General features: G+C 47.8%; 19 protein-coding genes and 1 pseudogene. 8 read left to right on the top strand and 12 right to left on the bottom strand.

Annotated elements, in window-relative coordinates:
- Positions 1-15 precede the first annotated feature (15 nt).
- The 4 genes and pseudogenes from CS022_RS06625 to CS022_RS06615 all read right to left on the bottom strand — a co-directional run bounded on the left by CS022_RS06625 (position 16) and on the right by CS022_RS06615 (position 6742).
- Positions 16-3460: pseudogene (locus CS022_RS06625) on the bottom strand (hypothetical protein).
- A 182-nt stretch (positions 3461-3642) separates the two neighbouring features.
- Entirely contained in the window at positions 3643-5211 is a 1569-nt protein-coding gene (locus tag CS022_RS06620) for a glycoside hydrolase family 16 protein (protein WP_129121629.1), read from the bottom strand.
- A gap of 110 nt (positions 5212-5321) precedes the next feature.
- On the bottom strand, positions 5322-5591 hold the full coding sequence (locus CS022_RS27200) for a carbohydrate porin (RefSeq protein WP_268967872.1): 270 nt from the start codon (positions 5589-5591) through the stop codon (positions 5322-5324).
- Positions 5588-6742: a carbohydrate porin gene (locus CS022_RS06615; RefSeq protein ID WP_268967871.1), complete on the bottom strand. Its 1155-nt coding sequence runs from the start codon at positions 6740-6742 to the stop codon at positions 5588-5590. The genes CS022_RS27200 and CS022_RS06615 overlap by 4 nt, the downstream gene beginning before the upstream one ends.
- A gap of 680 nt (positions 6743-7422) precedes the next feature.
- Between CS022_RS06615 and CS022_RS06610 the strand changes: the two genes are divergently transcribed.
- The 3 genes from CS022_RS06610 to CS022_RS06600 all read left to right on the top strand — a co-directional run bounded on the left by CS022_RS06610 (position 7423) and on the right by CS022_RS06600 (position 11905).
- On the top strand, positions 7423-7638 hold the full coding sequence (locus CS022_RS06610) for a hypothetical protein (RefSeq protein WP_129121628.1): 216 nt from the start codon (positions 7423-7425) through the stop codon (positions 7636-7638).
- A gap of 143 nt (positions 7639-7781) precedes the next feature.
- Positions 7782-10055: a glycoside hydrolase family 17 protein gene (locus CS022_RS25270; RefSeq protein ID WP_201746231.1), complete on the top strand. Its 2274-nt coding sequence runs from the start codon at positions 7782-7784 to the stop codon at positions 10053-10055.
- A complete protein-coding gene (locus CS022_RS06600; RefSeq protein ID WP_129121627.1) occupies positions 10004-11905 on the top strand; it encodes a hypothetical protein in 1902 nt (633 codons plus the stop codon). The genes CS022_RS25270 and CS022_RS06600 overlap by 52 nt, the downstream gene beginning before the upstream one ends.
- Before the next feature lie 93 nt (positions 11906-11998).
- Here the strand turns inward: CS022_RS06600 and CS022_RS06595 are convergent, their stop codons facing one another.
- From CS022_RS06595 to CS022_RS06585, 3 genes are read right to left on the bottom strand one after another with little or no spacing between them, the layout of a single operon-like run.
- A complete protein-coding gene (locus CS022_RS06595; protein WP_129121626.1) occupies positions 11999-12718 on the bottom strand; it encodes a hypothetical protein in 720 nt (239 codons plus the stop codon).
- 2 nt (positions 12719-12720) lie between these two features.
- Entirely contained in the window at positions 12721-13404 is a 684-nt protein-coding gene (locus tag CS022_RS06590) for a hypothetical protein (protein WP_129121625.1), read from the bottom strand.
- Entirely contained in the window at positions 13401-14252 is an 852-nt protein-coding gene (locus CS022_RS06585) for an ABC transporter ATP-binding protein (protein WP_129121624.1), read from the bottom strand. The genes CS022_RS06590 and CS022_RS06585 overlap by 4 nt, the downstream gene beginning before the upstream one ends.
- Positions 14253-14618: 366 nt before the next feature.
- Between CS022_RS06585 and CS022_RS06580 the strand changes: the two genes are divergently transcribed.
- The gene (locus CS022_RS06580) at positions 14619-17447 is read left to right on the top strand and encodes a M64 family metallopeptidase (protein WP_129121623.1); all 2829 of its coding nucleotides are present in this window, start codon (positions 14619-14621) and stop codon (positions 17445-17447) included.
- The gene (locus tag CS022_RS06575; RefSeq protein ID WP_129121622.1) at positions 17447-17914 is read left to right on the top strand and encodes a hypothetical protein; all 468 of its coding nucleotides are present in this window, start codon (positions 17447-17449) and stop codon (positions 17912-17914) included. The genes CS022_RS06580 and CS022_RS06575 overlap by 1 nt, the downstream gene beginning before the upstream one ends.
- A gap of 34 nt (positions 17915-17948) precedes the next feature.
- Here the strand turns inward: CS022_RS06575 and CS022_RS06570 are convergent, their stop codons facing one another.
- From CS022_RS06570 to CS022_RS06550, 5 genes are all read right to left on the bottom strand, one after another.
- Positions 17949-18953: a CobW family GTP-binding protein gene (locus tag CS022_RS06570; RefSeq protein WP_129121621.1), complete on the bottom strand. Its 1005-nt coding sequence runs from the start codon at positions 18951-18953 to the stop codon at positions 17949-17951.
- Positions 18954-19029: 76 nt separating this feature from the next.
- Positions 19030-19506, bottom strand: coding sequence for a Fur family transcriptional regulator (locus CS022_RS06565; RefSeq protein WP_129121620.1), 477 nt, complete (start codon positions 19504-19506; stop codon positions 19030-19032).
- Positions 19507-19757: 251 nt separating this feature from the next.
- A complete protein-coding gene (locus tag CS022_RS06560; protein ID WP_201746234.1) occupies positions 19758-21575 on the bottom strand; it encodes a PhoX family protein in 1818 nt (605 codons plus the stop codon).
- Positions 21576-21965: 390 nt separating this feature from the next.
- Positions 21966-22625, bottom strand: coding sequence for an isoprenoid biosynthesis glyoxalase ElbB (gene elbB, locus CS022_RS06555; protein ID WP_129121618.1), 660 nt, complete (start codon positions 22623-22625; stop codon positions 21966-21968).
- Positions 22626-22715: 90 nt separating this feature from the next.
- Positions 22716-23543 carry a helix-turn-helix transcriptional regulator gene (locus tag CS022_RS06550; RefSeq protein ID WP_201746230.1) on the bottom strand — a complete coding sequence of 276 codons (828 nt, stop codon included), beginning with the start codon at positions 23541-23543 and terminating at the stop codon, positions 22716-22718.
- Between the two features lie 218 nt (positions 23544-23761).
- Here CS022_RS06550 and CS022_RS06545 point away from each other — a divergent pair, with 218 nt between their 5' ends.
- From CS022_RS06545 to CS022_RS06540, 3 genes are read left to right on the top strand one after another with little or no spacing between them, the layout of a single operon-like run.
- Complete coding sequence (locus tag CS022_RS06545) at positions 23762-24853, top strand: hypothetical protein (protein WP_129121617.1); 1092 nt, start codon at positions 23762-23764, stop codon at positions 24851-24853.
- Entirely contained in the window at positions 24850-25398 is a 549-nt protein-coding gene (locus CS022_RS26050; protein WP_235869300.1) for a hypothetical protein, read from the top strand. Before CS022_RS06545 ends, CS022_RS26050 begins: the two co-directional genes overlap by 4 nt.
- Positions 25353-26759, top strand: a complete 1407-nt coding sequence (locus tag CS022_RS06540; protein WP_328590323.1) for a transglutaminase-like domain-containing protein — start codon at positions 25353-25355, stop codon at positions 26757-26759. Before CS022_RS26050 ends, CS022_RS06540 begins: the two co-directional genes overlap by 46 nt.
- The last annotated feature ends 39 nt before the right edge of the window (positions 26760-26798 follow it).

The raw sequence follows: 26798 nt of genomic DNA, 5'->3' as shown, positions 1-26798 counted from the left end.
AGCATAAGCATTTATTCAGAGTGATCGCAATCTGTCTCGTGGGATATCCACCACCACCTGCGTGATTTCTCCATCCCGGGAGAATATTTTGCGGGACCAATGCACGGGAATGTGCGAACCGTTTATCGTCACTTCATCACCGTTATTAAAGCTCACTGCCATTGTTATCGGGCTACTATCAACCACCCTGTAGATGAATGGTGTCTGACAGTAAGTGAACGCCAACTCTCCTTTATCAAGCGATAAAGTCTTTTCCCTTCCCTGCTGATCGACATACGAGAACGCCGAAACATGAGTAGAAAACTCTGATTCGCACAGCAGCGATGGTTCAATGTGAATAGTACCGGCGTCAATCTGCACCCCAAGCTCACCAAAGCGGGTAATAACCTCTTCTTTGACCTGTCCCGTCATGCCCGGCTGTTGTGCACCTGCATGTTTAGGCGTGTGTGAATATGGGTCAGCGGGGAAAGCACCGTATTCTGTCGGCGATTTATTGAACCCGATTCCCTGTCGGACACGGTAGTAATAGTCAGCAAGCTTTCGGGTATCCGCACTGTCGGGGTTCTGTTTCCAACTTGACACATAGGCTTCCTGAACGGCTAAAAGCAGTTTTGACACCATGTGCCAATAGATGCATCCCAGCCCTTCATAACCAAACATGGTACCGGAACGGCCCGTAAACTCGCGGTGGTTAAAGGTTGACTCATACACCGAAAACACGCCCTGATACTGCGCTTCAGACACACCCGGGTAATCTTTCCGAATGTCAGACATCACAGCCTTAAGATTGTCGACATTTTCGAATTCCGCATTGAAATGAAAACGCCCTTCGCAATCTATCGCCACAATCCGTTTATCGCCCGTATTGACCATATCTCGAAGCAATCTGTTACGCAGGATAGCTTCCGGGTCAACGCTGTTTCTCTCGACAAACTTTGCCAACGCTCTGTCCGGATAAAGCATGAATGACTGTTGATCAGCCCGGTACATCGCACTGTTAAACAGGGTATCAAGCAAAGATACCGCCTCACCGCTCGTTAATACACCAGAGCTCAGCACCGCAACCTGTCCTTCCAACATCGGGTACAGAGGCTGACAAGACAAAGCACTGTCACTGTATTGCAATACGTTGTAAGCATTGAACAATCCGTCTTCACGGCGATTTTTTAAGGTGCTTCTGTCTAGCAGTACCAGCGAGATACTCAGTAAAGTGTCGACGTCTTGTTTCCTGATCGTTACCTTGTTGCTGAAACCACCCTGCTGATAGACTTTTTGCCTGTAATCACTCGCCACAGACACTAAAGCAGTGAGGTGCTCAAGGCGTTTATTCGCGTTCACATCCCCTTCTTTCACATCACGCAGCACTTGCACCAAAATCTTACATGTTGCCGTGAGCCAGTCAGCCACTTCTGATGACAGGCATATCTCATCAGGCCCTTGTACAAACAGTTCTTCCAAAAAGGCAATATAACGACGCATGTAAAACAGGGTCACCATGGAAAGACCATTGCCGACAATGGCATTGTTCGCATCGTTCCACTCAGGACGTTGGGTATTGAGCCATATCCCGCCATCAATAACCCAGTTACTGAGTTTCGACAACAAAGGCACCAGAAGCTTCTCTGATAAGTTGACCAGATACACCTCGTTATCAGCGTCCAGCAGCAAACGACCGTCACTGCCGATTTTGTTATTCATAGCGTCCGTTCGTTGCTGCAAGCTTTCATCAAACGTCACTGTATCTTTCGGGCTGCTGAACAAGGTCTTGGTATCGCCAATGCGGTACGGCACATTGGCATAGCTGTAGATTTCCGCCGTCAGTTGCTGACTGAGTGCTCAGGATGAAAACGCTCCGACCATTCGAGCAACTTCAATAAGTAGATAATCTGGTGATCACCCCAGTAACCGATATTGCTCCACGGGTCTTCTGGCTCAAGCACTTCCCAGTCGATGCCATCTTTGGTGATCCGGTAAGGGTTGTAGCCATCAATCGTCGACGCATTGATAAACTTCGCGACAAACGAAGGCAGATAATCGGGATAACTCAGCGCCAGTGCTTCCCAGTTCTGGAATATATCCCGCCAGTTGCCTGATAGCCCAGCAGTGGATTCCCTTCTTTGTCTTTGACCTTGATATCAAAATGGTTCCAAGGGCGACTCGGATCGCCATGGCGTCGGCCAAATGTCAGTGGCAAATACTCATGACAAAGGCGCAGAAGTTGGCTATCTCCTTCCTTTCCGGCTCGCTCAAGGAGATCGGTGAGGCGGATGGTATCCGGCAGCGCGTCGTAAAAGTGCTGGTTTCGTATGACGACAGCCTCGTTCGTCTGCTGCGCGGCTCGAACAAGATCATCTTTTCTCAGGGTGTACCCTTGCTCAAACACTCCACCGCGCATGCTATTGAAAAGCACATTGGCGTAGTGGTGATGACTCGTTGATTCATCTTGGGAGAATTGCCAGCCATCTACCGCCCCCATCAAGGAAACAAGTTCGCGCTGGTTACTTTCAATGTCTTCTGACACCTTGGCGGCAAGCGCGTCGGTATCAGCCAGATCACGACGCAGTTGAGCAATATCAGCATGATCTTTGTTTGCATCAATCACCAACGACCAAGTATTGGATTTTCCGCCATCGAGTGTGATCGACTTATGGATAAAATAGGCGCCACGTACACCGCGGGTCAGCCTTTCTTCCTCGATGCGCAAACCTCGTCTGAACGCCGATAATTGCTGGCTACTGAGTAGGATACTGGGAGAATCAGCATCGAGCGAAAAGACGGTGTTGGCGGTGAGTGACTCAGCAGGGTCAGCGCGATCACTCAGTTTAGCGTACATGGTAAACAATGCCAGCGACGTATCTTTGTCCTGCTCATTCCACTTATAGGCATCTACCAAGGCGCTGCACGTTTGCATGGCTTTCATCGGCACACCGCTTGGCAGAACATTCTGCAAACCGTCAAGAAGCTCCAGACGGCGGGTTTGACCGGATAAATCACTGAGCTCTGCGCGTCTCACGAAGCCATAGTTATTACCACTTTGCCACTGATACCGGAACCTGAGAGCCAGTGTATGGTTGATTTCTTCAAACAATAAGGTGTCACCCGTGACGCTTTTGTACAGGTTCCTCACTGTCTGATACTTGCCGTCATGCTGAGGGTTGAAAGGTTCCCAGGCATCCACCCGTCCCTCCAGCCGTATGACGGTTTTAGGGCCTGTGTTTTCTGCATTCTCATGAATCAAATCCACCGAACGATATGGGAAGAGCGCATTCTCCGGCTTTCCTCTTCCCGCACTCAAACACCCGGTTGTCGAAACGAAAAGCCAATGATCATTCGCTGAAACGACACTGATAAAAAATGGCGGTAATTGATCAATGTTCTCGATGAGATAAAGCCGTTGGCCATTTTCAGTGACATATTTCCCCTGAACGGCACTGCCTGACGACTTACAACTATGTTCCATATTTCCCGGCTCCTGAAAGAAAGCGCTTTCTAAATTATTCAAAAATTATCCCGAGGATAAGTCGGGAAAAGTCACACTTTGGCGCTCCAGCCTCACTGCCTTGATGTCAGGAAGTGTTTAAAGCAAACCAACACAAATAAAGGAAAAGGAGGCAGAGCCTCCTTTTCGCCTGCACGCTACCGTTATTTCTTCTCGTAACGGAGATTATCGACCTTGAGCACCATTGGGCCTGTCGGTTCAATAACAAAGATATTCCGAAGTGCTTCAACATTCGCTTTCGCGCCGGGCGCAAAACGGTTGCCATTGTTAATCAACTCGGCAAAGTCGATCCGCACTTCTTTCCATTGACCCAGTGGCGGCACTGCAACATCAATATCGCTTGCGGCAGGCCATCCACTGTCCACCTTAATCATGATTTTCGCGTCCGGTGATGTCTCTTCAACCAGCAGGTCAAACACCAGCTCACCACCTTGCATCCACTCACCCATGTTCACGTCAGGGGATTCAAAGTAAAAGTTTCCGATGTTGCCCGTTTTCTTGATCGCGAGTACATTACCCCGGCCAGCAACCGGCTTGATCTCCGTGTATACCTTGAATTGAGGATCATATTCCTTCGAACGAAGGTGCTTATCAGGCTTGTCACCGAACAACACAAATACCGGCCCTGTCGCGTAGTCAGGTCCCGGAATGATGATTTCAGGTGCAGGCGTACCCGCTACAAACTGCGCACTGTCCTGCACAGTTGCACACCCTTTGCCCGTTTCGGGGTCTTTCGAGCATTGGTACACCCTGACAAAATCCACTTCCATGGTCTGGGGGAAGATAGAAGGATCAATCCCACCCTCGTTGGCATTCGATGACCAAGAGCCACCCAACGCGAGGTTTAAGATCATATGAAAGCGCTGATTAAAGGGCGCATCGTCTTTTCCGGTAACCCAGCGTCCACCTTCTTTATACTGGCTATACCAACCATCTGAACGCTGCGTGGCGTAGTGGATGTCGTCCACATACCAGCGCATTTCATTTTGCTCCCATTCCAGTGTATAGGTGTGAAACCCGTCTGCCGGATTGGTGTGGTTTGGCAGGTGATACTCTGCAGCGGTACTGACATTGTCCGGCCATTCGCGGCCATAGTGCAGGGTTCCGTGAATACGTGCTTCTTTCGTGCCCGGCGCGGCACCGAGCTGGTCAGTCGGTGTTTTGAGGTTAACTGCTTCAACAATATCAATCTCACCCGATGCCGCCCAACCGCCGTAGACATAATCTGTCGGCAACATCCAGATTGCAGGCCAGGTACCCTGACCAAACGGTAGCTTGGCTCTGACTTCAAAACGACCATACTTCCAGTCACCTTTGTTCAGCGTTCTTAAACGCGCAGAGGTGAAAGGCAGCGTCGCTTTGCGTCGGCTTTTTCCTTCCGGATCGGAAGGCCCCGTGAACTGATAATCACGGGCAACAATATGGAGTTTTCCATCTTTCACAAACGAGTTTACTGCGCGGTCGGTATAACACTGGCGCTCATTGTTACCGCCGCCGTAACAGTTCTCTTCATGGCTCCATTTTGACTTATCAATGGCCTCGCCACTGAATTCGTCATTCCATACCAAGGTCCAATCATCAGTTGGACGTACGATAGGAGCACTTGTATCAGGGCCTGCGCTGACAGGCTGGTAGACTTTCGACTCACAGCCCGCCGCACCAGCAATAACCGCTGATGCAAGGAATGCGCGTCGATAAGGGAAATTAGTCATTATTGTGTCCTTACACATCGGCAATTGATGTCAATTGCACACTACATTCAAACCTTGTGGATGCTTCCTTGAGCACCCCAGATAATCTGTGGGTTACCAGTGAATTCGGTTTACCAGTAAGCATCCGCCTGAATGCCAATCACGATGTCGTCTTTTAGCTTCACATTCGGGTTGGTGGCATCACCCGTTGTCCACGATGTCGGCAGGTATGTCGCGGTGAAGCGGATTTCTGCTGTGGTCTCGCCATTTGAAAGTACATAGGTTGGCGCGACAGTCACTTTAGACTGATGCCAATGCCCGCCATTCTGCACATTTTCATAAAAGCCCACTTCAGTCTGTACAATCAGGTTGCCTTCAACCGGGAAGATGTTGCGCATCATGGTGGCCACCCAGTAGTTGTAGCCCGCATCGTCGCCGTCATTGATGAAGAGATCATCGTTACTGCTTCATCGTTATATTGCGCTTCTATTGCAGGGAAGAAACCAATGCCATTGGGCATGGTGTACCCGCCCCAGACCAAGGTTCGGACTGAAGTTGCATCATCTTCTCGGTGTGTCGACAAGTAGTAAGGGTCGCCCGAGAAGGTTCCCCATTCTCCGGTGTGGTAGCCCTGAGACAGCGCACCGGGTCGCAGAGAGGAGTAGTCAGTAATGGTGCTGCCAAGAAGGTTACCGGAACCCAGCCCCTGACCGGCCTGCAAGATAGCGTAAGAGAAGGCGTTGCCCTTCATCCCAAAGAAGTCGAGCATGTGATAAATAGCTGTCGCATCGACACCCTGCTCTGCCCATTCCTTACCCGTAAAGTCCCAGTTATCCGGCATATATTTGTAATTACCTTGCAGAGTCAATGCTCCCAAGGTGTAGGACAGGTGCAAGGTGTGCATCGGGTTATTTTGGTTGTCTCTGATCTTCGCAATTCTTTCTTCCGCGCCGGGGCCAATACCAATAAAGCGTCGGTTCAGTTCGTTGCGAATATCTGTGTTATTGAACGCAGAGGTGACAAAGTCATCGTAATCTTGATCGAGGCTGATACCTCTATCACTGCTCAGATAAGCCACATCAAGGAAACCGTCCTCGATTTCATAATCCTGTATACCGAAGCCAATACCCTCGAGGTCGGTATAAAAGAAATCGGTCATGAAAATGTAGTTTTCTTCACCCAGTTTGCGCTTGCCTCCCCACAGGGTGCCTGAAGGGGTGACACCGTCCATTTCGACAAAGCCAATAAGATCATCAAACGACGTATCGCCCAAGCCGACATTAATGCGTAACTGCTTTTCCTCGCTAATGTCAGTAATTGTGGTGAAGTTGAGGTTGCCATCGTTATCCGATTCCAACCCCAGTCTGCCGAGTAATTCTTTCTGGCCACCGATATCTGCTTTCTTGAAGTCATTCTCCTTGCTGGCAAAAAAGCCTGCACGGAAGTAACCGTGGAATTCAACATCATCAATGATGGCAGCACTTGCGGTCGGTATTCCCGTCAGCGCAGCAGACACGGCCAGTGCCGCCATTGATATTCTGGAATTTTTCATTCTCACTCCATCAGAGGTTAATTTCTCCAAAAGAAAGCGCTTTCTTATTAACTTCAAAAAAATCGGTCATCCCGTATTTTGTTTTCCCGACACCCATTGAGAAAACACAACGAAATACCGATGGTTCCAGAATTCTCGCTCTACCGCTCATTGAGAAAACCGTTAGACAGCAAACACGATCTTCGTCCAGCAAAGAAAAAACTGGTTTGTTGAAAAGTATTCCCGCCAATCATCATCCGCAAACTCAGACCTTCAAAAACATTAAATTGATCACATTTTATTTACATTTGACCTTTACAACCTGTTTAACCGCTCCATTTTATGAACGTAAATCTCAATAAAATGAAAAACCGCTCAAATGATACAAAAACGAGAATATTTAGCTCTATTGCATGATAGTGAGTGATTGAAATCATTTTCCATGAACGACAAATGAATTTCTTGTTGTATTCGAATATTTGTTAACAATATCGTAACAGAAAGGTGGATTTGCCACCTCTTGGTGCGATGGCTCTTTATCGGCCATTTTTTTGCACCAAAACAGAAAGCGCTTTCTTTTGTGATGACACCCCAATCACAGCATGAGTATCTCCCACGTTGGAGTGCTCCGTTTCGCAGGATGACAAGCTGCAGGGCTAGCACTGCGAAACAAGCTAACGGTAAGAAGTACGGACGGTTCGATGAAAAACTTAGCAGCAAAAGTACTACTTTTGGCGTCTGTCGCATTAAGCGGATGTGGTGGAGGCGGAGAAGACCCCGTCACCGGCCCTTCAATCAGCGGGGCTGAAAACCCCAACGCCACGGTGTCCATTTACCAAAATGGTGCATTAGGCTCAGGCATGCAGCTGTCGCCTGGGAAAATTCATCATGGCTGGCAGCAGAAAGCGAAGCTTTAGTTCTGACTACACCGCCAACGGCTGGCACTAAAAAATCATGGGGCTGGGGAGCAGGCGTTGTCTCAACCGGTGACCCTTGGAATCTCAGCGGATTCGAAAATGGTTACCTAAACTTTGAGCTTAAAGGTACCACGACGAAGCCTGTGAAAATTGGCTTTCAAACTGGCGAGTTCAATAATACCAGCAGGCCACAAACCACCAGCACCGTCACTTTCAATCCGGGAACAACCCGCGCTGGCGGCTACGTTGTCACCAGCGAATGGCAGTCTTTCAACATTTCAGTCAAAGAGCTGCTCAACGGCAAACCTGTTAACTTTACTGATGTGACCTCGCTGATTTCGTTTCAGGGAGACAGTGATGACGGCGGCGTATTGCAGTTGAAAAATATTCACTTCAGTAAGACAAAGACTAATCAGCAAAGCGAACCCGGAGGCTCAGGTCTGGCCGGGCAACCTGCAGCAAGCGAAAACTATCCCAAAACACCTTCAGGTGCGCCGATTCTCGGTAACAGTGCGTTGCAAGCAATGTCTTACGGTACATTCCGTGCCACCAGCCGCAGTGAAGAGACAGTCCCTTCTGTCAACGAGTTAAAAGAAGACCTGCGTATACTACACGCAGCGGGCATACGCGTTCTGCGCACTTACCACACTCAAAAGTTCTCTGACACCCAGAACCTGCTTGATGCGCTGGTCGAAATGTCTCAGGAAGACGATAACTTTGAGATGTACGTGATGATGGGTGTCTGGATTGACGCACTGAATTCATTCACAGATCAGCCCGTCAATCACAGTCAGGAAAACCCTGATAATGACAATGAAATGGCAAAAGCCATCGAGTTTGCCAAAAAGTATCCGGAGTTCATCAAAGTCATTGCCGTTGGTAATGAAGCGATGGTGGAATGGGCAACCAGTTACCGCGTTGACCCCGCGATTATCCTCAAGCGTGTTAACGAACTGCAGGCACTTAAAAATTCTGGCGAGATCAACAACGATATCTGGATAACCAGTTCAGATAACCATGCTGTTTGGGCCATCAATAACGGCTACTACGAAAGCCACAAGGCAGATATCGAAGCACTTATCCGTGCCGTCGATTATGTGTCTATACACACCTACCCGTTCCACGATACCAAGCACAACTCCGGGTTTTGGGTTGTTCCGGCAGAGGAGCAAAGCCTGAGCCGCAAAGAGCAGGCAGATAAAGCCATGGTCCGCGCTTATGAAGAGGCGATTCGCCAAATCAAAGGCGCACAGACGATGGTCAACAGTATCGACGACACTAAGCAGATCCATATTGGTGAAACAGGTTGGTCAACATTATCAACTGAAGACTTCGGCAACGGTGGCACGGGTGCTGCTGACGAATACAAACAGAAAGCCTACTATGACGCCATGAACACATGGGCGAACACGTTTGGTGCATCTCTGTTCTTCTTTGAAGCCTTCGATGAACCCTGGAAAGGCAGCGCAGATACCGGCCATTCTGAGAAACATTTCGGCCTTATCGATATCAATGGTAAAGCGAAATACCTGATCTGGGATAAAGTCGATGCTGGCGCGTTTTCTTCCCTTACCCGTGGCGGTAACACGATCACCAAATCAAATAACGGCGATCAGGCGACAGTAGAAAGTGCCATTCTCGCCATTCCGTATGCGTTTAACTCGGGTGGTCAGGTCACAGGCGATAAATTCTCGTTATTTATCGATGAGTTACAATCAGGGCTTACCTCTTACGGCTGGGATAACGGCACAGGTTTTATCGGTGTGAACACCGATGACAAAGCGCTGGTCGTTGCGCCTGCAGAGCCGAAAGACTGGGGCTGGGGTACGAGCGTCGCAGTCCCTGAAAATGGCGGGCAGAACCTGACCGGGTTTGAGAACGGTTTCCTGATGTTTGAGGTTAAAGGTGACATCAGCGGTGCCGTCACTATCGGATTCCAAACAGGTCTCTATGGTAACTCACTGCGTCCACAAACCGTCAATGGTCTCGAGTTTGCAGGCTCAAGCAGCCGCGCTATCACTGATGACTGGACATTCTACAAACTGGCAGTCACCGACCTGATTGCCTCTTCTCAGGCACCTGCCCCGAGTTTTGATGACGTAACATCTGTGTTCTACGTGCAGGGTTCACCAGCCGCAAGCTCAGGCGAAATTCGCTTCAGAAATGTTCGCTACAGCAAAACCGGTGATGAAACCGTGCCGCCGAACAACAATACAGGCGGTAATGGCGGTACAGGCTCTGGTGGCGGAAATACTGGTGGTGGAAACACAGGCAGTGGCTCTGGTGGAACCGGTTCTGGCGGTTCTAATGGAGAAGTCGTCGCTCAGGCCTACATTGCTATAGTGGTCAGGATGACAGTTTCTCGATGCAATACTGGGGTGACACCTGGGGAAGCGGCACCACCTTTGAAGCAGTGACTGGCGGAGACTACGCGAAAACCTTCAAACTCACGAGTGGCAACAACTGGGGTGTTGATGCGTCTGCAGCCGCATGGGGTAATGAGCCGGAAAATGCCATCGATATTTCCAGCTATACCCATGCTCGCTTCAAAGTCATGACATCTGATTACACAAAAGTGAAAGTGTCAGTTCAGAGTCACTCACAAGATAACAGCGAAATCGTTTATTCATTGTCTGACGGTACCTCACTCGATAACGGCTGGATAGAAATGGAAGTGCCATTGCCTGCCTTTACCGATATGACGTGGTTTGGACTTGTGTTTGACGGTGCAGGCACTGTGAATATTGCTGATATCGAGTTCATTACGCGCAGCGCCGGAACTACCAACACATCAGGCGATGCCTACATTGCTTTCAGTGGAAAAGAGGATACCTTCTCGATCAAATACTGGGGCGATACCTGGGGTAGCGGTACGACGATCAGTGACTTAGAGGATGAAGCCTATGCCAAAGCCTTCCTGCTGACGAGTGGCAATGCATGGACCGTTGACGCAGCGGCGATGGCATGGGGCAACGATAAAGCCGATGCTGTTGACATCGCGCCCTATACCCATGCTCGCTTTAAAGTCAGTTCTTCGGATTATGAAAGTGTTCGGGTATCGATCGTCAGTGCAAGATGGCCTGCGAATAACGTAACGTATCCGTTGTCTACAGGCACGTCACTGGGTAACGGATGGGTAGAAATGGAAGTGCCTCTTCCTAACTTCCCGGATATGAAAGCCTTTGGCTTGGTCTTTGAAGGCGGTGCAGGCACGGCCAAACTGGCGGATGTGTATTTCACCACCAAAGACACCGATGACGCTGGCGAGTGTTGCAATACCATTGGCGGACCAACGGGCGGCGAAAGTGGTGCAGCGGCACAAGGCACTGTCACGGATCAGGCCTACATCGCATACAGCGGTCAGGATGATACCTTCTCGATGGCGTTCTGGGGTGATGTATGGGGCAGCGATACCACTGTCGACGCATTGACTGATGACCAGTATGCAAAAACTTGGTTGTTAACCAATGGCGCTGGCTGGGGCATTTCAGCCTCTGCAATTGCATGGGGCAATTCAGCTGATGACGCTCTCGACATCAGTGCCCATACCCATGCCCGCTTCAAAGTGAAGTCTGCGGAGTACAAACAGGTACGTGTCTCAACGCAAAGTGCCACCCAGCCAGCCAGTGAGGTCTTCTATGATTTGACAACCGGCAGTTCACTGGAGAACGGTTGGGTGCAAATGGAAGTACCGCTCCCTGACTTTACCGATATGGTGTGGTTTGGATTGGTTTTTGAAGGCTATGGTCAGGCGAAAATTGCGGATATTGAGTTCATCACCCGCACTGTGGAAAGTGGCGGCTCAACATCGTCTGCAGCTTACATCGCTTACAGTGGTAAGGAGGATTCGTTCAACTTTCCTGAGCGAGGTGCAACATGGGACAGCGGCTCAAGCTGGACTGAGTTAACGGATGATCAGTATGCCAAGACCTTCGAGATCACCAGTGGCGGAAACTGGGGCGCGAACTTTGGCGTTATGGCTTGGGGCGGCTTTACCGCAGAAACAGCGATTGATGTATCGTCTTACTCGCACCTGCGCTTTAAAGTCTTAACCAACGCGTTTACCGACGTAGAGGTGTCGATGCAAAGTGCCACTCAGCCGGAACAGAAGCCTAAAATTGCGCTTTCAACGGGCACAGCCCTTGAGAATGGCTGGCTATCTGTCGAAGCGCCACTTGCTGATTTCTCTGACCTGACTTGGCTTGGTCTTATCTTCCACGGTGAAGGCACTATGAAACTGGCTGATGTGGAGTTGATTACCAAGTAACTATCACTCAAGCATTCAAGGCAACAGTCAGAAAAAAGGGAGTCACATTGACTCCCTTTTCTATTGCCGCGCTTTGCGACTGCAATGTTTCTTCTATTTCAATGCACTGATTCGATAATATTTCATCAACAAACCACAAATCATCATGGTGTAGGTAATGCCTACGCCAATACAGATAATAAATTGGGTCAGCTGGTTTTCAACAGCGAACTGATAAGCCCGGATCAGCCAGAAAAACGGAAAGATCCCCGCCAGCCAGCTGAGTGACTCGCCGGCAAAGAAATGCGCAACCAGCAAAGGAACCAGAAGCAAAAAGCCTGTTCCTTTCATCACTGCAAACCCTTCCAGTGTATTCTTGGCAAACCCTGCGATCGTCAGCGCCTGAAGTGGAATCTGACAAGCGGCCACTACCACGATCAACACCAAATACCAAAGGTTGATATCAACCAAGCCCAATAGCTCATGAACGAAAATCGTCATCACGGTGGCCACAACGGCGGTTATGGCAAACCGGTACAACAAATACAGGTCATTATTCAGCGGCGTAACAGCAATAGCCCGAAAGACACCCTGCTCTTTTTCCTCCAGCAGCTGAAAACCGAGAACGATCCCCATATTGAGCGGTGTAAGCAGTGCCACAGCCAGCGTTGTGATAACAGGGTCCAGCGATACGTCAGGATAATGCATGCCAAGATACACCCAGCCCGCTTTAGTGATCACTGCCGTTGCCCATGGTGCAATGTACATAAACACCATAAAGGAATCACTCAGGATACGCTTAGAATCCGTTTTGAATATCTGTGTCAATGCCATCTTCAGCTCCTTGAAAGTACTTTGGGGTACGCACGATGCAGCCATACAGACAACACCACAAACCAACACAGAAAATTTGCGAAATTAATCAGTGTCACCCCACCGTATTCCGGGTTATCGGCAAACATCATGATCAGGCCATAGGTCGGCATCACTGCCAGTAACGGATGATTGAAGAACCCGAAGTAGGCTAAATAGGGGATTAACCATATGGGAGACACAGCGCCAAGCCTGACGATCAGCTGACTGACGTTGGGCGTATGAATAACCAAGAGGTATCCCGCCACCGAAAAGAAGACGGCATTCATTGCACAGATTGCCAACAGCGGTAACACCCTCTCTGCTGGGACGTGCACAATGATGATCAGGCTACTGATTAGAAGCGTTGTCACGCTGATCAATAACACCCGACTCCATACTTTGACATCAGGGTTTAACGGCGTCACGCCCAGAGCCAAAAGCACCTGTTGTCTATTTTCGATGAGATGAAGTCCCATGCAGAACAGCATGGCTACAGATGCAACATCTAACGATAATACCAGCCCTAAAATCAGCGGCTGCTGGCCCTCAGGCACGAAAACCAGCACACTGAGCCAAAGTACGGTAACGATAGCGCCCACCACCAAAAACCCTGATCGCGCCTGAAACAATGTCTCTGTCTTTGATAACGCAATCAGCTGATTCATGTAAGGCTTACTCCTGTCAGCTTGATAAAGACCTGTTCTAAGCTGGCCTCCTGACTGTGGATATTCTTTATCTCTTTTTCCTTCAACAGGTCCAAAAACACCCCGTTATTACCAATATCTTCGAGGCTAAAGGTTTGTTTTTGTAGCTGGTTGTCAGCGCTAAACGTGACTTCAAGTTGGCTTTTACCGTATTGAAGTTTCATACTTTCTGGCGCATCAATGTTGATGATATTCCCCGATGCAATAAACCCGACCCGATCACACAACTCCTCAGCATCATGCATGTTATGCGTCGTTAAAAATATCGTCACTCCCTGCTGCTGAAGCTCTTTGATGTACTCACGAACTTTGACGCTGTTCGTCGGGTCCAAGCCTGATGTCGGCTCATCAAGGAAAACAAGACGCGGGTTGCCGAGCAGCGCCCGGGCAAAATTAAGACGCATCTTCATGCCTTTTGAGAAGCTAGTTACTCGCTTGTCTTTGTGTTCGAGCAACCCGACTCGCTCAAGCAGATATTCCGGTGAGTGAGGATTGCGGTACATGGCCGCGAACAGTTTGAGGTTTTCAAGCGCGGATAAGGCTTCATAGTGGTTCGGCAATTCAAAACCAACACCGATATGTTGGTATAAATCCCTGCCCCATGCTGAGACCTCCCGGTCTAATATTTTTGCCTCGCCTCTGTATCCTTTTAACAGACCACACAGTATTTTTTGCGTGGTACTTTTACCTGAACCTGATGGGCCTAAAAAACCAAAGACCTCACCTTCCTCGACATCAAAATTGAGCGATTTCAGTGTATCGGACTCTGCACCTGAATAAGAAAAACATAAATCTTTAATTGATATCATTCTTTGTATTTACCATTTATTTATGCCACTGACGAATCTGTATTTTCCCCTTCAAAACATTGCCTTAGCACCTTGAAGGCAGTGATCATCGTACGCCGATGTATATCGGTCTACACGGCTTTGTATTAGGTATTTGTTTCTTATCGCAAATAGAGTTGCATATATTTCACTCCTTGATGTGATGGCATGAAAATTTATTACCTTTAGGTCGTGTTCGCTGGCCTGAGGAGATATTTGTTCATCGGTTTGACACGTTTTTTCAGTGCAAAGATGCACTTCAATGAACTCACTGACAGGCCAAATTTACCGCATAGTCACCTGACAAGTTTATTAACTATCTTTTAGAGGCACGCTTGGAGGGACTGGATGGTGAAAAAAACGAGAATCGCTGGCTTTTTGCTTGTGTCAGCATTTGGCCTGTCAGGCTGTGATAATTCCTCAACGAGCAAAGAATCCGACAATACAACGACGCTCTCCGTCACGGTTATTGACGGTTACTTACAGGGGGCGTTGGTCTGGCTGGACACCAATGGGAATGGAACAGCAGACAGCGACGAACCACAGGGCCGATCTGGGGCTCAGGGGGTTGCTCGCCTCAGCGTACCGAAACAAATTACCATAGAAAACTACTCGGTGATGGCACTGGCCACACCCGAAAACACTATTGATGCTGACACAGGTAACCCCGTCCCTCACGCCTTCGTTCTCAGTACACCGCCAGGCCAACGTGTTATTTCTCCGCTGACAACCCTTGTCGCGGTTCGTATGAAACAGAACCTCCCAAATATCGCTTTCCCAAAGAACTCAGAAGGTCACAGCCAATTAGCGGTTGAATGGGTGGCAGAATCTCTGGGCGTGAAAACAGAGAGTGTGTTGAGTGACTTTATAGAAGAGGGAGATCCTATCTCTCACTATGCGGCATCGACACTCGTGCTGTCTGGTATTCTCCCTTTGGATTCTGATGCCTGGCAACAAACTGTTGCGGATGACAGCACGATCAACGATATGCTCACTGTCGCAAAAGTCTTAGGGCAGGAAGTCACCAGCCAAATTGAAAACCTTGACCCCATCACTATCAATGACATGTCGGACATTGCGCCCCTCTTTACTGTCAAAGATCAAAACGGAAATTGCCCGACGGGTTTTACCTCAGAAGCCGTGTCTTGCGTCATTGATACCGATGGCGATCAGATTGGCAATATTAAAGATGAGGATGATGACGGCGATGGGGTGAAAGATGCTGATGATGCATTCCCCCTTGATAAAACAGAAAGTGTAGATACCGATAATGATGGTATTGGTAATAATGCTGACCCCGACGATGACAACGATGGCGTCAATGACGATAACGATCAGCTTCCTCTCGATCCCACCGACTGGCTCGACACCGACAGTGATGGTATCGGTAATATAACTGACACCGATGATGACAATGACGGTGTAGAAGATAGCAATGACTTGTTCCCGCTTGATGCCTCTGAAACGATTGACTCAGACGGCGACGGTATCGGCAACAATCGTGATACCGACGATGATAACGACAACGTCGCCGACGTTAATGATGCCTTCCCCCTTAACGCCGCTGAATCCGTCGACACAGATAATGACGGCATTGGCAACAACACAGATATCGATGACGACAATGACAACGTTGCTGACATCAATGACGCCTTCCCACTCGATGATGCAGAGTCAGTGGATACCGACGGGGACGGTATCGGAAACAACCGAGACACCGATGACGATAATGACAGCGTCTCTGATAGTGATGACGCATTCCCATTTGATGCGTCTGAGACAACCGACACCGATAGCGACGGTATCGGGAACAACCGCGACAGCGATGACGATAATGATGGCGTAACCGACTCTGACGATGCCTTTCCACTCGATACATTTGAAACCAAAGATTCAGATAACGATGGCGTTGGCGATAATACCGACGTATTTCCTACCGATCCCAATGAATGGGCAGATTCCGATGGTGACTATGTTGGCGACAATACAGATGCATTCCCAGACAATGCCGCCGCCAGCATTGATCAAAACGGAGATGGTCTCCCTGAGCGTTGGAATTCGCAATGCTTTAAGCCTTGTCAGGACAGTTCAGGGCTAGAAATAGAATGGGACGGTTTAGGGCCTGCCACCTTGCAGGGGCGAAGTGATGGCATCGGCGTCGACCTGGTGATTTTGGGTGACGGGTTCACCGCTGATGATAAACAGGCTTTCAAGAACACCGTTAATGGCGTCATTCAGCAGCTCTACAACGAAGCGTCAATCAAACAACATATTCGCGGCTGGAATATTCATGTGGTTGGCACGGAGTCCAATGAGTCCGGAATCAAATCGTCACCGACTGCTGATCACGTCGATACCTTCTTCGACAGTTATTTTGGTTGCCACAACATCGCCCGACTTTACTGCGTTAATGTCTCTCGCGTAAAAAGCGAAACCAACAAACACTTCCCGCAATGGGATATCCTTCTTTTGGCAGGCAACAGCAAACAATACGGTGGCGCTGGCTACTCCAAACTCGGCACCTTCAGCCTTGCTGGATCGGCAATACAAATCGCCATCCACGAGCTCGGTCATTCTTTTGCGGGTCTTGCTGATGAATACAGCTATGGCAAAACCAGCCCGCCTTGGAAAGAACCTAACCAGCCTAACATCACCATCAACAGTAACGCGCAGTCACTGAAGTGGAAACACTGGATTGATTACCAAAATAACAATGTAATCCCCGCAGAGTCCCACCGTGTCGGGCACTTTGAGGGAGGCCGGTACGTAAAAGAAGGTGTCTGGCGTCCGACGGGTAACTCGATTATGCGCAGCTTGGGTAAGCCATTTCATGCAGTGAACGCTGAAGCGTGGGCATTGAAAGTCTATCAACACGGTGCTCCTATTCTTTCGCAGACCCCAGCAGAATCATTAGTAAACGCCCCCATTGAACACATGCTATCAGAGCCCGTCACTCTGTCCATAGAGAGTGTCTATGACATTAACAATCTACAAGTTGAGTGGTTCATCAACGGGACGAAAGCTGATAACGACGAACAGCTGTCATTTACACCTGTGATAAATAGCACTGGGGCTTACCATGTAGAAGTCAAAGTCAAAGACAGTTCCGGACTGATCCTGAATGATCCCAAAGGCTATAGCCAAGACAGCCGAAGCTGGCATTTGGAGGCAAAATAATGCGAGTTATGGAAAAGGCATTGACCACGTTGACACTAATGTTCAGCCTGACATCGGCTAACTTGTTTGCCGCTACCTTAATGATTAGCGTCGAAGTGAAGGATAGGATCCACACTGTGGAACGGATGTGGGTGATTGAGCAGAATTTTCCGCCCTTTGAGCACGGACTGGACCAGGGAAAGTACATCATCATTAACATCACGGACATTGACGGCAACTCAATCGTCTGGGACAAAATCCCTGATCCTACCGTGATGAGAGGAGTACTGGACATTAACATTCCCAATTCAACGCACGGTGAATACGAAGCAGATCTCGCCGCATATACACTGAGATACCGTTATGAGCCGGGCATGCACCTCGTCACCATCACTGAACTGGATACCACTCAGCCCATGACCCGGCGTTCAAATACTGGGTTCGCGCCCCCGAAGAAAGTGATTGAAGAGAGAATATTGTTGGAATAAGTCAAAGGGTGAGCGCACCTTTGACTGTCAGTGTTTATGCGTCAAGACAAGCCAGTATCTCGGATTCCAAGCCCGTGTCGACACTCGTCGCAATCATTTCAATTCGACTTTCAGCTGTGTCATTGAGCTCCATCTCCATCAAACCGTCTTCAGTCTGGTTGTAGCCAAAGACACCATCACTGGTAATGAAGACCGCTTTTATCCGCTCTGCACTGATATTGGTCAGTAGGCGACAAAGTTTCTGCCTGTCGAAAATCATGTCTGGTGCAAAACGCCACCCGACACTTTCAAACCCTTCACCTTCATTCGTCGCAGCCAAAAAGCCACATTCAGGAAGCGCCTGCTCAGAAGCCAGCGGCTTTTGCTCGCCGTGATGATGGTGATGGTGTGACGCATACACCTCCGCGGTCATTTCTCCGAAAAGGTGCGACAGCGACATTTCACCATGTTGGGTAAAGTGGACTTCTGTTCCTATCTTCCCATGTTTACCCACGTAATCGAGCAGCTTAGATTTGTCCTCTTCCTGATAGAGGTCCAGCTTGTTACCCACGACAACGTCAGCGATGGCTATTTGCTGATTGAAGGTTTCATGCTCCGTATACCGAGAGTCTGACAACTTACGGGCATCAACCAGTGTCACCGTTTTGTTTAACGTCAATGCTTTGCGATAATTTTCTGATGACAGTACCTGTAATACTTCTTTAGGGTGGCCCAGACCTGTCGGCTCAACCAACAGCCTATCTGGCCTTGCTTCACTCAATAACTGATTAAGCGCAATTTGCATAGGCAGGCCCGCAGCACAGCACATGCATCCACCGGGCACTTCTCTGATAAAGACACCCTTTTCTTTGCCGTGTTGACCTTCGAAAAGACTTCCATCAACACCGATTTCCCCGAACTCATTGACCAAAACGGCCCAACGCTCACTATCGGGTTTATGCTTCATTAAATGTAAAATCGCAGATGTTTTCCCTACTCCGAGGAAGCCGGTAATGATATTGGTGGGAACAGCAATTATCTGATTTTTTTGAGCGCTCATGAGTTGTTTTCCTTTCTCCTCTCAGGTCGGGGGTGACTCAGTTACGGGAGGTAAGACCTTAAGTGGCGGTGAAAAATTAGGTCACTTTCTCAATGACTTCGCTTTCAATACACTCATTGCAGACGCAGTCCATCTCCAATTGACGACTGGTCAGTGTAAAACCGGCTTTTTCAGCACTCACTTGTAACATGCTCATCGTCGAAGGATTCACGGTGACTTCCTTCACTTTGCTGCACACACGGCAAATCAGAAATTCGGACACTCCATGATTGTGATCGCAGTTAATGTGTGAACAGGCCACGTACTTATTTAGCCGGCTAATTTTATGCACAAGGTTTTCTTCATCGAGAAAATCAAGAATACGGTATGTCGACATTGCAGAAATCTCTTCGCCTAAATGCTCTTTGCAATAATCAATCAGCTCGTAAGTAGAAAGGGGCCGCTTAGATTGCAGCAGCCCTGTCAGCACTTGTTTTCTTTTCTCCGTCAGACGAACACCGCGCATCTTGCAGTATTTTTCAGCCTGCTCTATCGCATTCTGAATTTCAGACATCTTATCCACCAAAACAAATAATCTTCCGCATATTGCATCCACATGCATCTAAACAGCGCGGAGATTGTCACACCCCAAATTTAATATTGTTATGTTATAACATTACTAATTGTGAAGGTAAATTAGAGCGAAAAAAACTGAGGGTCTGAATAAGATATGGTCGCGCAATAGAGCGAAAGATGGGCAGGAAATGAATAAAAAGCGGCCCCTAAGAGAGAGCCGCTTCATTATTTAAGTGGTTTAGCCTGTCACTACGCGCCGATTACGCCGCCATCTTTGCGGGTAACTCGCATAACAGTTGAGCGCGGAATTGCATTGCCGCCATCAGGGAAATGAGAAGGCGCAAGGTCTTCACCCGGATGCTGAATACCCACGAACATCGTTTTGTGGTCAGGAGAGAAAGTCAATCCAGTGATTTCACAGGCGATCGGCCCTGTCATGAAACGACGAATTTCGCCGGTTTTAGGGTCGGCACACAGCATTTGGTTATTACCCATGCCTGCGAAGTTATCTTTGTTGGAGTATTTACCGTCAGTCTGAATCCACAGGCGGCCAGCCGCATCAAAGCCGATGCCGTCAGGGCTGTTGAACATGTTGTCTTTATTGATGTTTGCAGAACCAGCCATCAAACCCTCGTGCACTTCTGGGTTACCTGCCATCACAAAGATGTCCCACTCAAATTCGCTTGATGAGTGATCGCCACCCTTCGGCGCCCAGCGAACAATGTGGCCATACGGGTTCTTTTCGCGTGGGTTAGCAACGTTTAACGGTTGGTTCTCACGCACACCGCGATATTTGTTGTTTGTCAGGGTACAGAAAATATGCTTATTGTTCGGATGAACGGCTACCCACTCAGGACGGTCCATCGTAGTCGCACCGACTTGGGTCGCTGCTTCACGGGCAAAAATCATTATTTCAGCCTGACTCTTGAAGCCGTTTTCAGGTGTCAGTCCGTTCTTACCAAAGGTCAGTTCAACCCACTGGCCTTTGCCACCCATCTCACCTTCTTTACCATCAAACTTAGCAACGAACAGGGTACCCTCTTCGAGCAGATCAAGGTTTGAGGCATGTGTACCAGGCTTATATTTGTTCTTAGAAACAAACTTATACAGGTGCTCGCCACGCTCATCGTCGCCGAGGTAAACAACAACATGTCCGTCAGTGTTAATGGTCAACGCTGCATTTTCATGCTTGAAACGACCCAGCGCAGAACGCTTTTTAGGCTTTGAGTTAGGGTTCATTGGATCAATTTCAACAACCCAACCGAAGCGGTGAGGTTCGTTCGGTGTTTTCGCTACGTCGAAACGCTCATCGTGTTTCCACCAGTCGTAGCTCCAGTCTTTTGCTCTTACACCGTAACGCTTATACGTACCGCCAAGATCAACGTCTTTAGACGCCGCAAAATAGCCGTTGAAGTTTTCTTCACACGCTAAATACGTGCCCCATGGGGTTTGACCATTCGCACAGTTATTGTAGGTACCCAGAATCTCAGTACCAGTTGGATCAGCTTTGGTTTTTAACAGATCGTGGCCGCGAGCTGGGCCGGTCATTTCCATTGGTGTGTATGCAGTGATTTTACGGTTAAGGCGACCGTTGACGTTAACTACCCAGCTGCCGTCTTTTTTCATCAGCTCAACGATAGAAACACCGTGCGCCGCTTGTCCTTTGCGAACATCATCCGCTGAAATGTTCTTACCCTGATGCGGGTAAAGGTATTCGTTGTTGGTGTACTCATTGTTAGCAACCAGCACAGCTCTGTCGTTTGACAGCGGGAAGAACGTCATGCCGTCGGTGTTATCACCGTATTGCATTTCTTGCGCTTTTGAGTCGTTCGACTGGCTGAACTTCGGTGAGTTGGCAAACAGGGCATCACCCCAAGAAATCAGCGGCTCAGCGACATAGCCTTCTGGCACGACAACAGTGTCAGCAACAGATGCTGGGATAGCTTTAAAGCCCATCAACTTACTGTTATCCATTGAACCTGCGACTGCTTTTGCTAAAGGGCTAGCGGCAAAAAAAGCAACAGTACCCGCAGCACCTGCACCACGTAAGAAATTACGACGATTCATCGCCGCATCGATAAAACGATTGAACTCTGGTTCCGCGTCCAGAAGACGCTGATCTTCATGTTTACTCACGATTGCTTCCTCAATAGAGATTTATTATTAGTGATAGATGTCTCTTCGGGGAGCGAGTGTGGATTTAGATCGTTAAAGTTTCATGAAGGTGAGAAGAAAAAATACGTAGTTTCTTACAAAATATGGTTTATTGGATGCAGTTAACTTGTTCCAATTTATTAGACACCTCAAAACGATATCTTTTCGCATTCTGGGCCTTCCAGAAAAAAGGCTGGAGTGCTCACTACACCAAAACGATTCATTGTCAGATCATGAGATAAGCTGAAAAAGCAAATTATTGATAAAGAAAAGCCCACATGAAAAATCATGTGGGCTTCTTGGTTATTGCATCAAATCCAACGTCGCTTTGACCAATTTATCAATGCCGGAAAAAACATCTTTCAGGCTGGCATTGTCATCCATATACGCAGGTGTACTGACAATTTTATTTTCGGCATCAATAACACAATCGTGAGTGTCGCAGAGCTGATGTTTTGCACCTAATTTCTCTATTTCCTTTGCAAATTCAGAGTCGTTACCCAGTGTCAGAGTGGGAGCTGTGTGACCTAGCGTCATTGCGAGAAATGCTGGGCTTATACATGTGGCACCTATGGGCTTGTTCGCGTCTTTAAACGCGATAACTTTTTGTGCGACTTGTTGATCAACCTCACCCGCACTTCCCTCAAAAGCAAAACTACTGAAATTTTTTGCCACGCCGAACCCACCGGGTATGACTAGACCATCGAATTCCTCAGCATTCAATTCATTAATGTCTTCAATTTTCCCGCGTGCGATACGCGCAGCCTCTACCAAAATATTCCGGCGTTCGGCTGTCTCTTCGCCAGAGAGATGATTGAGCACATGATGCTGCACCTTATTTGGTGCAAATATGCGTACCTCCGCAGTGTTATTATCCAATGCCAACAAAGCCAGCACGGCTTCGCGAATTTCCGCGCCATCTAGATACCCACAGCCTGACAAAATAACAGCAACTTTTTTCATCTTTAAGCTCCTTCACTTTCTCTAATACTGTGGAACAGGTTAGAGGAGACAAGACGCACTAAATAGTCAAAAAACAGTCAACTTTTCGCCCTAATCGGGCATTCTTGTTTTAAGCAACTCTCTTGGTGTCATACCGAAAAGGCGTTTGAACTGGTCCGTAAATCTGGATTGCGACTGGTACCCACAGCACTCAGCAATTCGACCAATTTGTATCGATGTGGTTTGCAGTAAATGCAGCCCCTTACCCAACCTTATCCGGCTGCGAAGAGTAGAAACCGACGTCCCCTCCTCTTTGAGTTTTCGCCGCAAGGTCGACTCACTCATCATAAGTTCATCAGCCATTTGTTCTGCATTGATTTCGGCGGCTATATCTCTTTGGATAATCTCACTGACTTTATGACTCAAGATAAACTGGGCAGCCATTTGGGGTACCCAATCGAAGCCACTCAGGACCATGAGTTGAAGTAATTCTTGACGGCGAAAATGTTGCACTTCAGGCGGAAGTGAACTTGCTATTTCGACAAACTGATAAATAGATTGGAAAAGAACTTGGTTCAGTTTCCCTTTTGAATAATGTAGCCCGTTAACAGGACGCTCTGGCTGGACTGTAAACTGCGTAAAATCACTCGTCTCAAACTCAATTAAAATGGCCCGGTAACCTTGGCCTGCTGGAATATTTTTCATATCAATATCCAAGCTGTTTGAGAGGAAAATAAACTCGCCTGCCGAGCATACTATTTCTCTTTGTGTCCCCAACTCTTTTATTCCACTCAAAACCAAAATCAATAATGGCTTGAGTACCGGAACATTTTTAATATCTTGCAGGCTTTCAGATGTATAAATGGAAAATGGCAGCTCAGTTGGGCGCTCTGACTTTTCGAAGACCCGACACGCTACATTCTGAAGTTCCTGCATCATAAGCTTCCATTCCAATTGATAGAACTAAGAGCAATTATTATAAAGTTATCAATGTGCAGAAGTTCAAAGGCCTAATCATTTCATTACTCCTCATGTGATAAGTCTCTAAAGGCACAGACGAAACCGCATAGCGACCAAACGTGCTTTGATAACATCGAGTTTCACAGCGCACACTCGAAAAGAGATTACTGCTGTGATGACAGAATGAAGGTAACTGAATGCTCGATACAATAGAAAAGCCACCCGAATTAAAAAAAGAAAATATTGAAACTCAAACAGAAATAAAACCAGACCCCATCAAGCTCTCACGACCAAGAAATCTGTTTTGGGAGTTCTTGCTGCAGTTTTCCGGCCTCGGTCTCTATTCCGCGTATCGGTTTTACAAAGTTACCAAAGAGCTTAATACGATAGATAAAAAACGATTCACTCCGGCACTTTGGCTCTTTATGCCTTTGCTTTATATCTTCCAACCTATTGCTCAGTATTTTCTGTTTCGTGGCTTTCGTTCAGCAGAACAAAAGCATCAGTTGAAATCGATAAGTTACGGAGTCTGTTACCTAGCATCATTCGTTGGTTTTGTCGCAAGCCTCGCCAGCATACTTAGCGCAGTTTCAATCGGTTATGATTGGTTAAACTTGGCTGTCTACCCTATCTGGATATTCTCCTTTTCACTTATCGTGAACCAACTGGACCGGGTAAAACGATGTTTACCCAACGTCGAGTTCAAGGCCAATAACGGGATCATCACAACGATAAAATGGATATGGCTTGTTGTTGTCGGTGGGCTGTTAGCCGTTGGCTGGACAGTAGCGATATATCAACAGTCACATATATGGGGTTCATTGGAGTCGTATCAAAGTGGTGACATATATCGACAAGCGCAAGGGCACTATACCCTCCAGTTGGACAGTGATGACTGGCATCGTGTTAAGAAAGGTACGGTGTCAGACGGCAGCAGTGATGTAGAATTTGTTCATTCGTCATACGGCGCGCATGCAATTACCTTTTGGCACGAGAAAGGCACATCACTCAACGAGCAAACTCGCTTCCGTCAAAACACGTTTCTGGATGAATTCTCAGATGCGAAGTGTCACGAGAAAAGACGCTTCATTACTCGCACGTTTCTAATCAAAGCCGTAATTATTTGCCACTCTGAAGCCTTTTTAGAAAAGAATCTGTCTTACCACGCTATCGCAGAAAGTCAGCAAGGTATTGCCGAGTTAGTGATAAATGCAGACTTCGAAAAACACACGAGAAGAGACATCGAGCAGATGATGTCGAACATGATCTGGGAGTTTCAAGCAAAATGAAAAATATCACTGTCTCCCTGTTTGGGCTGCTTCTGGTCAGTACAGCGTTATCCGCTCAACAAACCGATCTCATTGACTGGCAACTTAATGTCGGTATCGACGACAAAGCAATCGCAGAGAAATACTTGGCGGAAGCCAAAAAGCCCGATGTAATGCATCAAGTTTTGCGGCGCTATGAGTTTGATATCAAGGATGAAGAAGTCTCAAAGACAATCACAATAATTAACTACTATCCAAAGTTCACCGATATCGAAGACTATGGCAGCCAAAGCATTTACTTTAATCGAAACACGGAACGTGTGACTGTCCTCTCTGCCTCTTCAGTCAGCCCTAGAGGCACGTTGACAACGTTTAGCCTGATAGTGCCCGGTTACGAGACACAGATTCATACAACACCTTTACTGACGGGCAAGAGCTTGTTATGCCTCTCCCAGCTTTGGAGCAAGGCGGGCTCTCTATTGTTAAGTTCAATGTTATTACGGACCGTAATGCCCAAGAGATGGACTGGGCGACCAGTATCTGGACGGAGAACAACTACGTTATAAACGATTTCTCGTTACAGGTTAATTGGCTCGGTGACACCCAGAAACGCTGGAAACAACAAGGCACACAAGTTGAATGTAGCGAAGACGCACGCTCGTTGACGTGTAAGGGACAATCAATTCCGGCTTTCGAGGGTGATGACAACATCATGTGGCGTGATCATATCGGTAAAGTAGCACTGGGTGGCCTCGATAACTGGCAGGAAGTCTCCGAGCGCACTGCGGTATACATGCAAAAAGCCAAAGATAATATCGAAGGGTTGGATGGTTTGGTCTCAGACCTCACCGCAGAGCTCAGCGATCAGAGCGACAAAATTAATGCGATATTGGATTTTGTCGCCCGGGATATTCGCTATATCTCAATGTCTGAAACCGGGCATGCCGTCACCCCTCACACCATAGGCCACACAATCAAAAATCGTTATGGGGATTGTAAGGACAAGTCCACCCTACTTCTGGCAATGCTGAACAAAATAGGCATTGAAGGGAAGCTACGCTTGGTCGCCACAAAACGGGCTTACCCATCCACTCTGCTGCTACCTTCCATGACCGCCTTTGACCATATCGTTGCCTGCTTCACGCTCGGCAGACAAGAATACTGTCTCGACCCGACAGATAACACGACGAACTGGCAAGTGACGCCAAACTGGATTCAGGGGAAAGTGAGTTTGCCCGTTGATCCAGAATACATTCCTCACCGAATGCCAATCAGTGCTCACAGATGGCAAATGAAAAACAAAGCGGCAAGCTTGTTTGATGAAAAGGGAGGGCAATATGAACGACAAACCAGAGAGTATTCTGGGGAATACGCTGCCTATTATCGCAGCTACTTGATGACAAGAAACGATAAGGAGAAGCACGAGTACCTTGTCGATGAATATACAGACGCAGTGACAAGCTTGTCTGAGCCAGAGTTTCTGTGGTCGGGTGTTGACGACATGGACTTTAAGCTGAAAATTATTTCAGAAAATACGTTGCCAGCGTTTTTAGATATTGATCAGCCTCTTGTCTACACAGAGAACGACGCATGGATAAAGAAAGAGCTGAAAGATATGCGTTTGCAAAATAAAGACTTTGATGAGTATTTCAGTGGAATAAAGCTAGAGTCTGAATACGAATATGACCTGAATGACCTTTGGCGTTTAAAAATACTGCCTCCAACACTCTCACTGAATCATCATTTTGGTTCACTCATCAGAGAAACAGAACAAAAAGGTGAGGGAAAGCTCAAGGTGACAACAACATTAGATATCGCTGCTCAATGGGTAGCCGCAGAAGATATTGTCTCTTTTAATGAGTTTCTGACCGTGCTGGAAGGAGAGTCATCAATCCATTTTCAGGGTGAATTGATTCAAGAAAAATAGCGCGCGAAATCGGAAAAACAAAAGGGTACGCTCGTACCC

The sequence above is a fragment of the Veronia nyctiphanis genome (genome assembly GCF_004116385.1).
GTDB classification, from domain to species: domain Bacteria; phylum Pseudomonadota; class Gammaproteobacteria; order Enterobacterales; family Vibrionaceae; genus Veronia; species Veronia nyctiphanis.
The sequence above is the reverse complement of the archived record's forward strand: the minus strand, read 5'-3'. Positions and strand labels throughout refer to the sequence as shown.

What these genes read in the sequence shown, in the direction of transcription:
- CS022_RS06620 (WP_129121629.1), bottom strand. Translation starts at nt 5,211, where the DNA reads ATGACTAATTTCCCTTATCGACGCGCATTCCTTGCATCAGCGGTTATT.
- CS022_RS27200 (WP_268967872.1), bottom strand. Translation starts at nt 5,591, where the DNA reads ATGATGCGCAACATCTTCCCGGTTGAAGGCAACCTGATTGTACAGACT.
- CS022_RS06615 (WP_268967871.1), bottom strand. Translation starts at nt 6,742, where the DNA reads ATGAAAAATTCCAGAATATCAATGGCGGCACTGGCCGTGTCTGCTGCG.
- CS022_RS06610 (WP_129121628.1), top strand. Translation starts at nt 7,423, where the DNA reads ATGAAAAACTTAGCAGCAAAAGTACTACTTTTGGCGTCTGTCGCATTA.
- CS022_RS06600 (WP_129121627.1), top strand. Translation starts at nt 10,004, where the DNA reads ATGCAATACTGGGGTGACACCTGGGGAAGCGGCACCACCTTTGAAGCA.
- CS022_RS06595 (WP_129121626.1), bottom strand. Translation starts at nt 12,718, where the DNA reads ATGGCATTGACACAGATATTCAAAACGGATTCTAAGCGTATCCTGAGT.
- CS022_RS06590 (WP_129121625.1), bottom strand. Translation starts at nt 13,404, where the DNA reads ATGAATCAGCTGATTGCGTTATCAAAGACAGAGACATTGTTTCAGGCG.
- CS022_RS06585 (WP_129121624.1), bottom strand. Translation starts at nt 14,252, where the DNA reads ATGATATCAATTAAAGATTTATGTTTTTCTTATTCAGGTGCAGAGTCC.
- CS022_RS06580 (WP_129121623.1), top strand. Translation starts at nt 14,619, where the DNA reads ATGGTGAAAAAAACGAGAATCGCTGGCTTTTTGCTTGTGTCAGCATTT.
- CS022_RS06575 (WP_129121622.1), top strand. Translation starts at nt 17,447, where the DNA reads ATGCGAGTTATGGAAAAGGCATTGACCACGTTGACACTAATGTTCAGC.
- CS022_RS06570 (WP_129121621.1), bottom strand. Translation starts at nt 18,953, where the DNA reads ATGAGCGCTCAAAAAAATCAGATAATTGCTGTTCCCACCAATATCATT.
- CS022_RS06565 (WP_129121620.1), bottom strand. Translation starts at nt 19,506, where the DNA reads ATGTCTGAAATTCAGAATGCGATAGAGCAGGCTGAAAAATACTGCAAG.
- CS022_RS06560 (WP_201746234.1), bottom strand. Translation starts at nt 21,575, where the DNA reads ATGAATCGTCGTAATTTCTTACGTGGTGCAGGTGCTGCGGGTACTGTT.
- elbB (WP_129121618.1), bottom strand. Translation starts at nt 22,625, where the DNA reads ATGAAAAAAGTTGCTGTTATTTTGTCAGGCTGTGGGTATCTAGATGGC.
- CS022_RS06550 (WP_201746230.1), bottom strand. Translation starts at nt 23,543, where the DNA reads ATGATGCAGGAACTTCAGAATGTAGCGTGTCGGGTCTTCGAAAAGTCA.
- CS022_RS06545 (WP_129121617.1), top strand. Translation starts at nt 23,762, where the DNA reads ATGCTCGATACAATAGAAAAGCCACCCGAATTAAAAAAAGAAAATATT.
- CS022_RS26050 (WP_235869300.1), top strand. Translation starts at nt 24,850, where the DNA reads ATGAAAAATATCACTGTCTCCCTGTTTGGGCTGCTTCTGGTCAGTACA.
- CS022_RS06540 (WP_328590323.1), top strand. Translation starts at nt 25,353, where the DNA reads ATGGACTGGGCGACCAGTATCTGGACGGAGAACAACTACGTTATAAAC.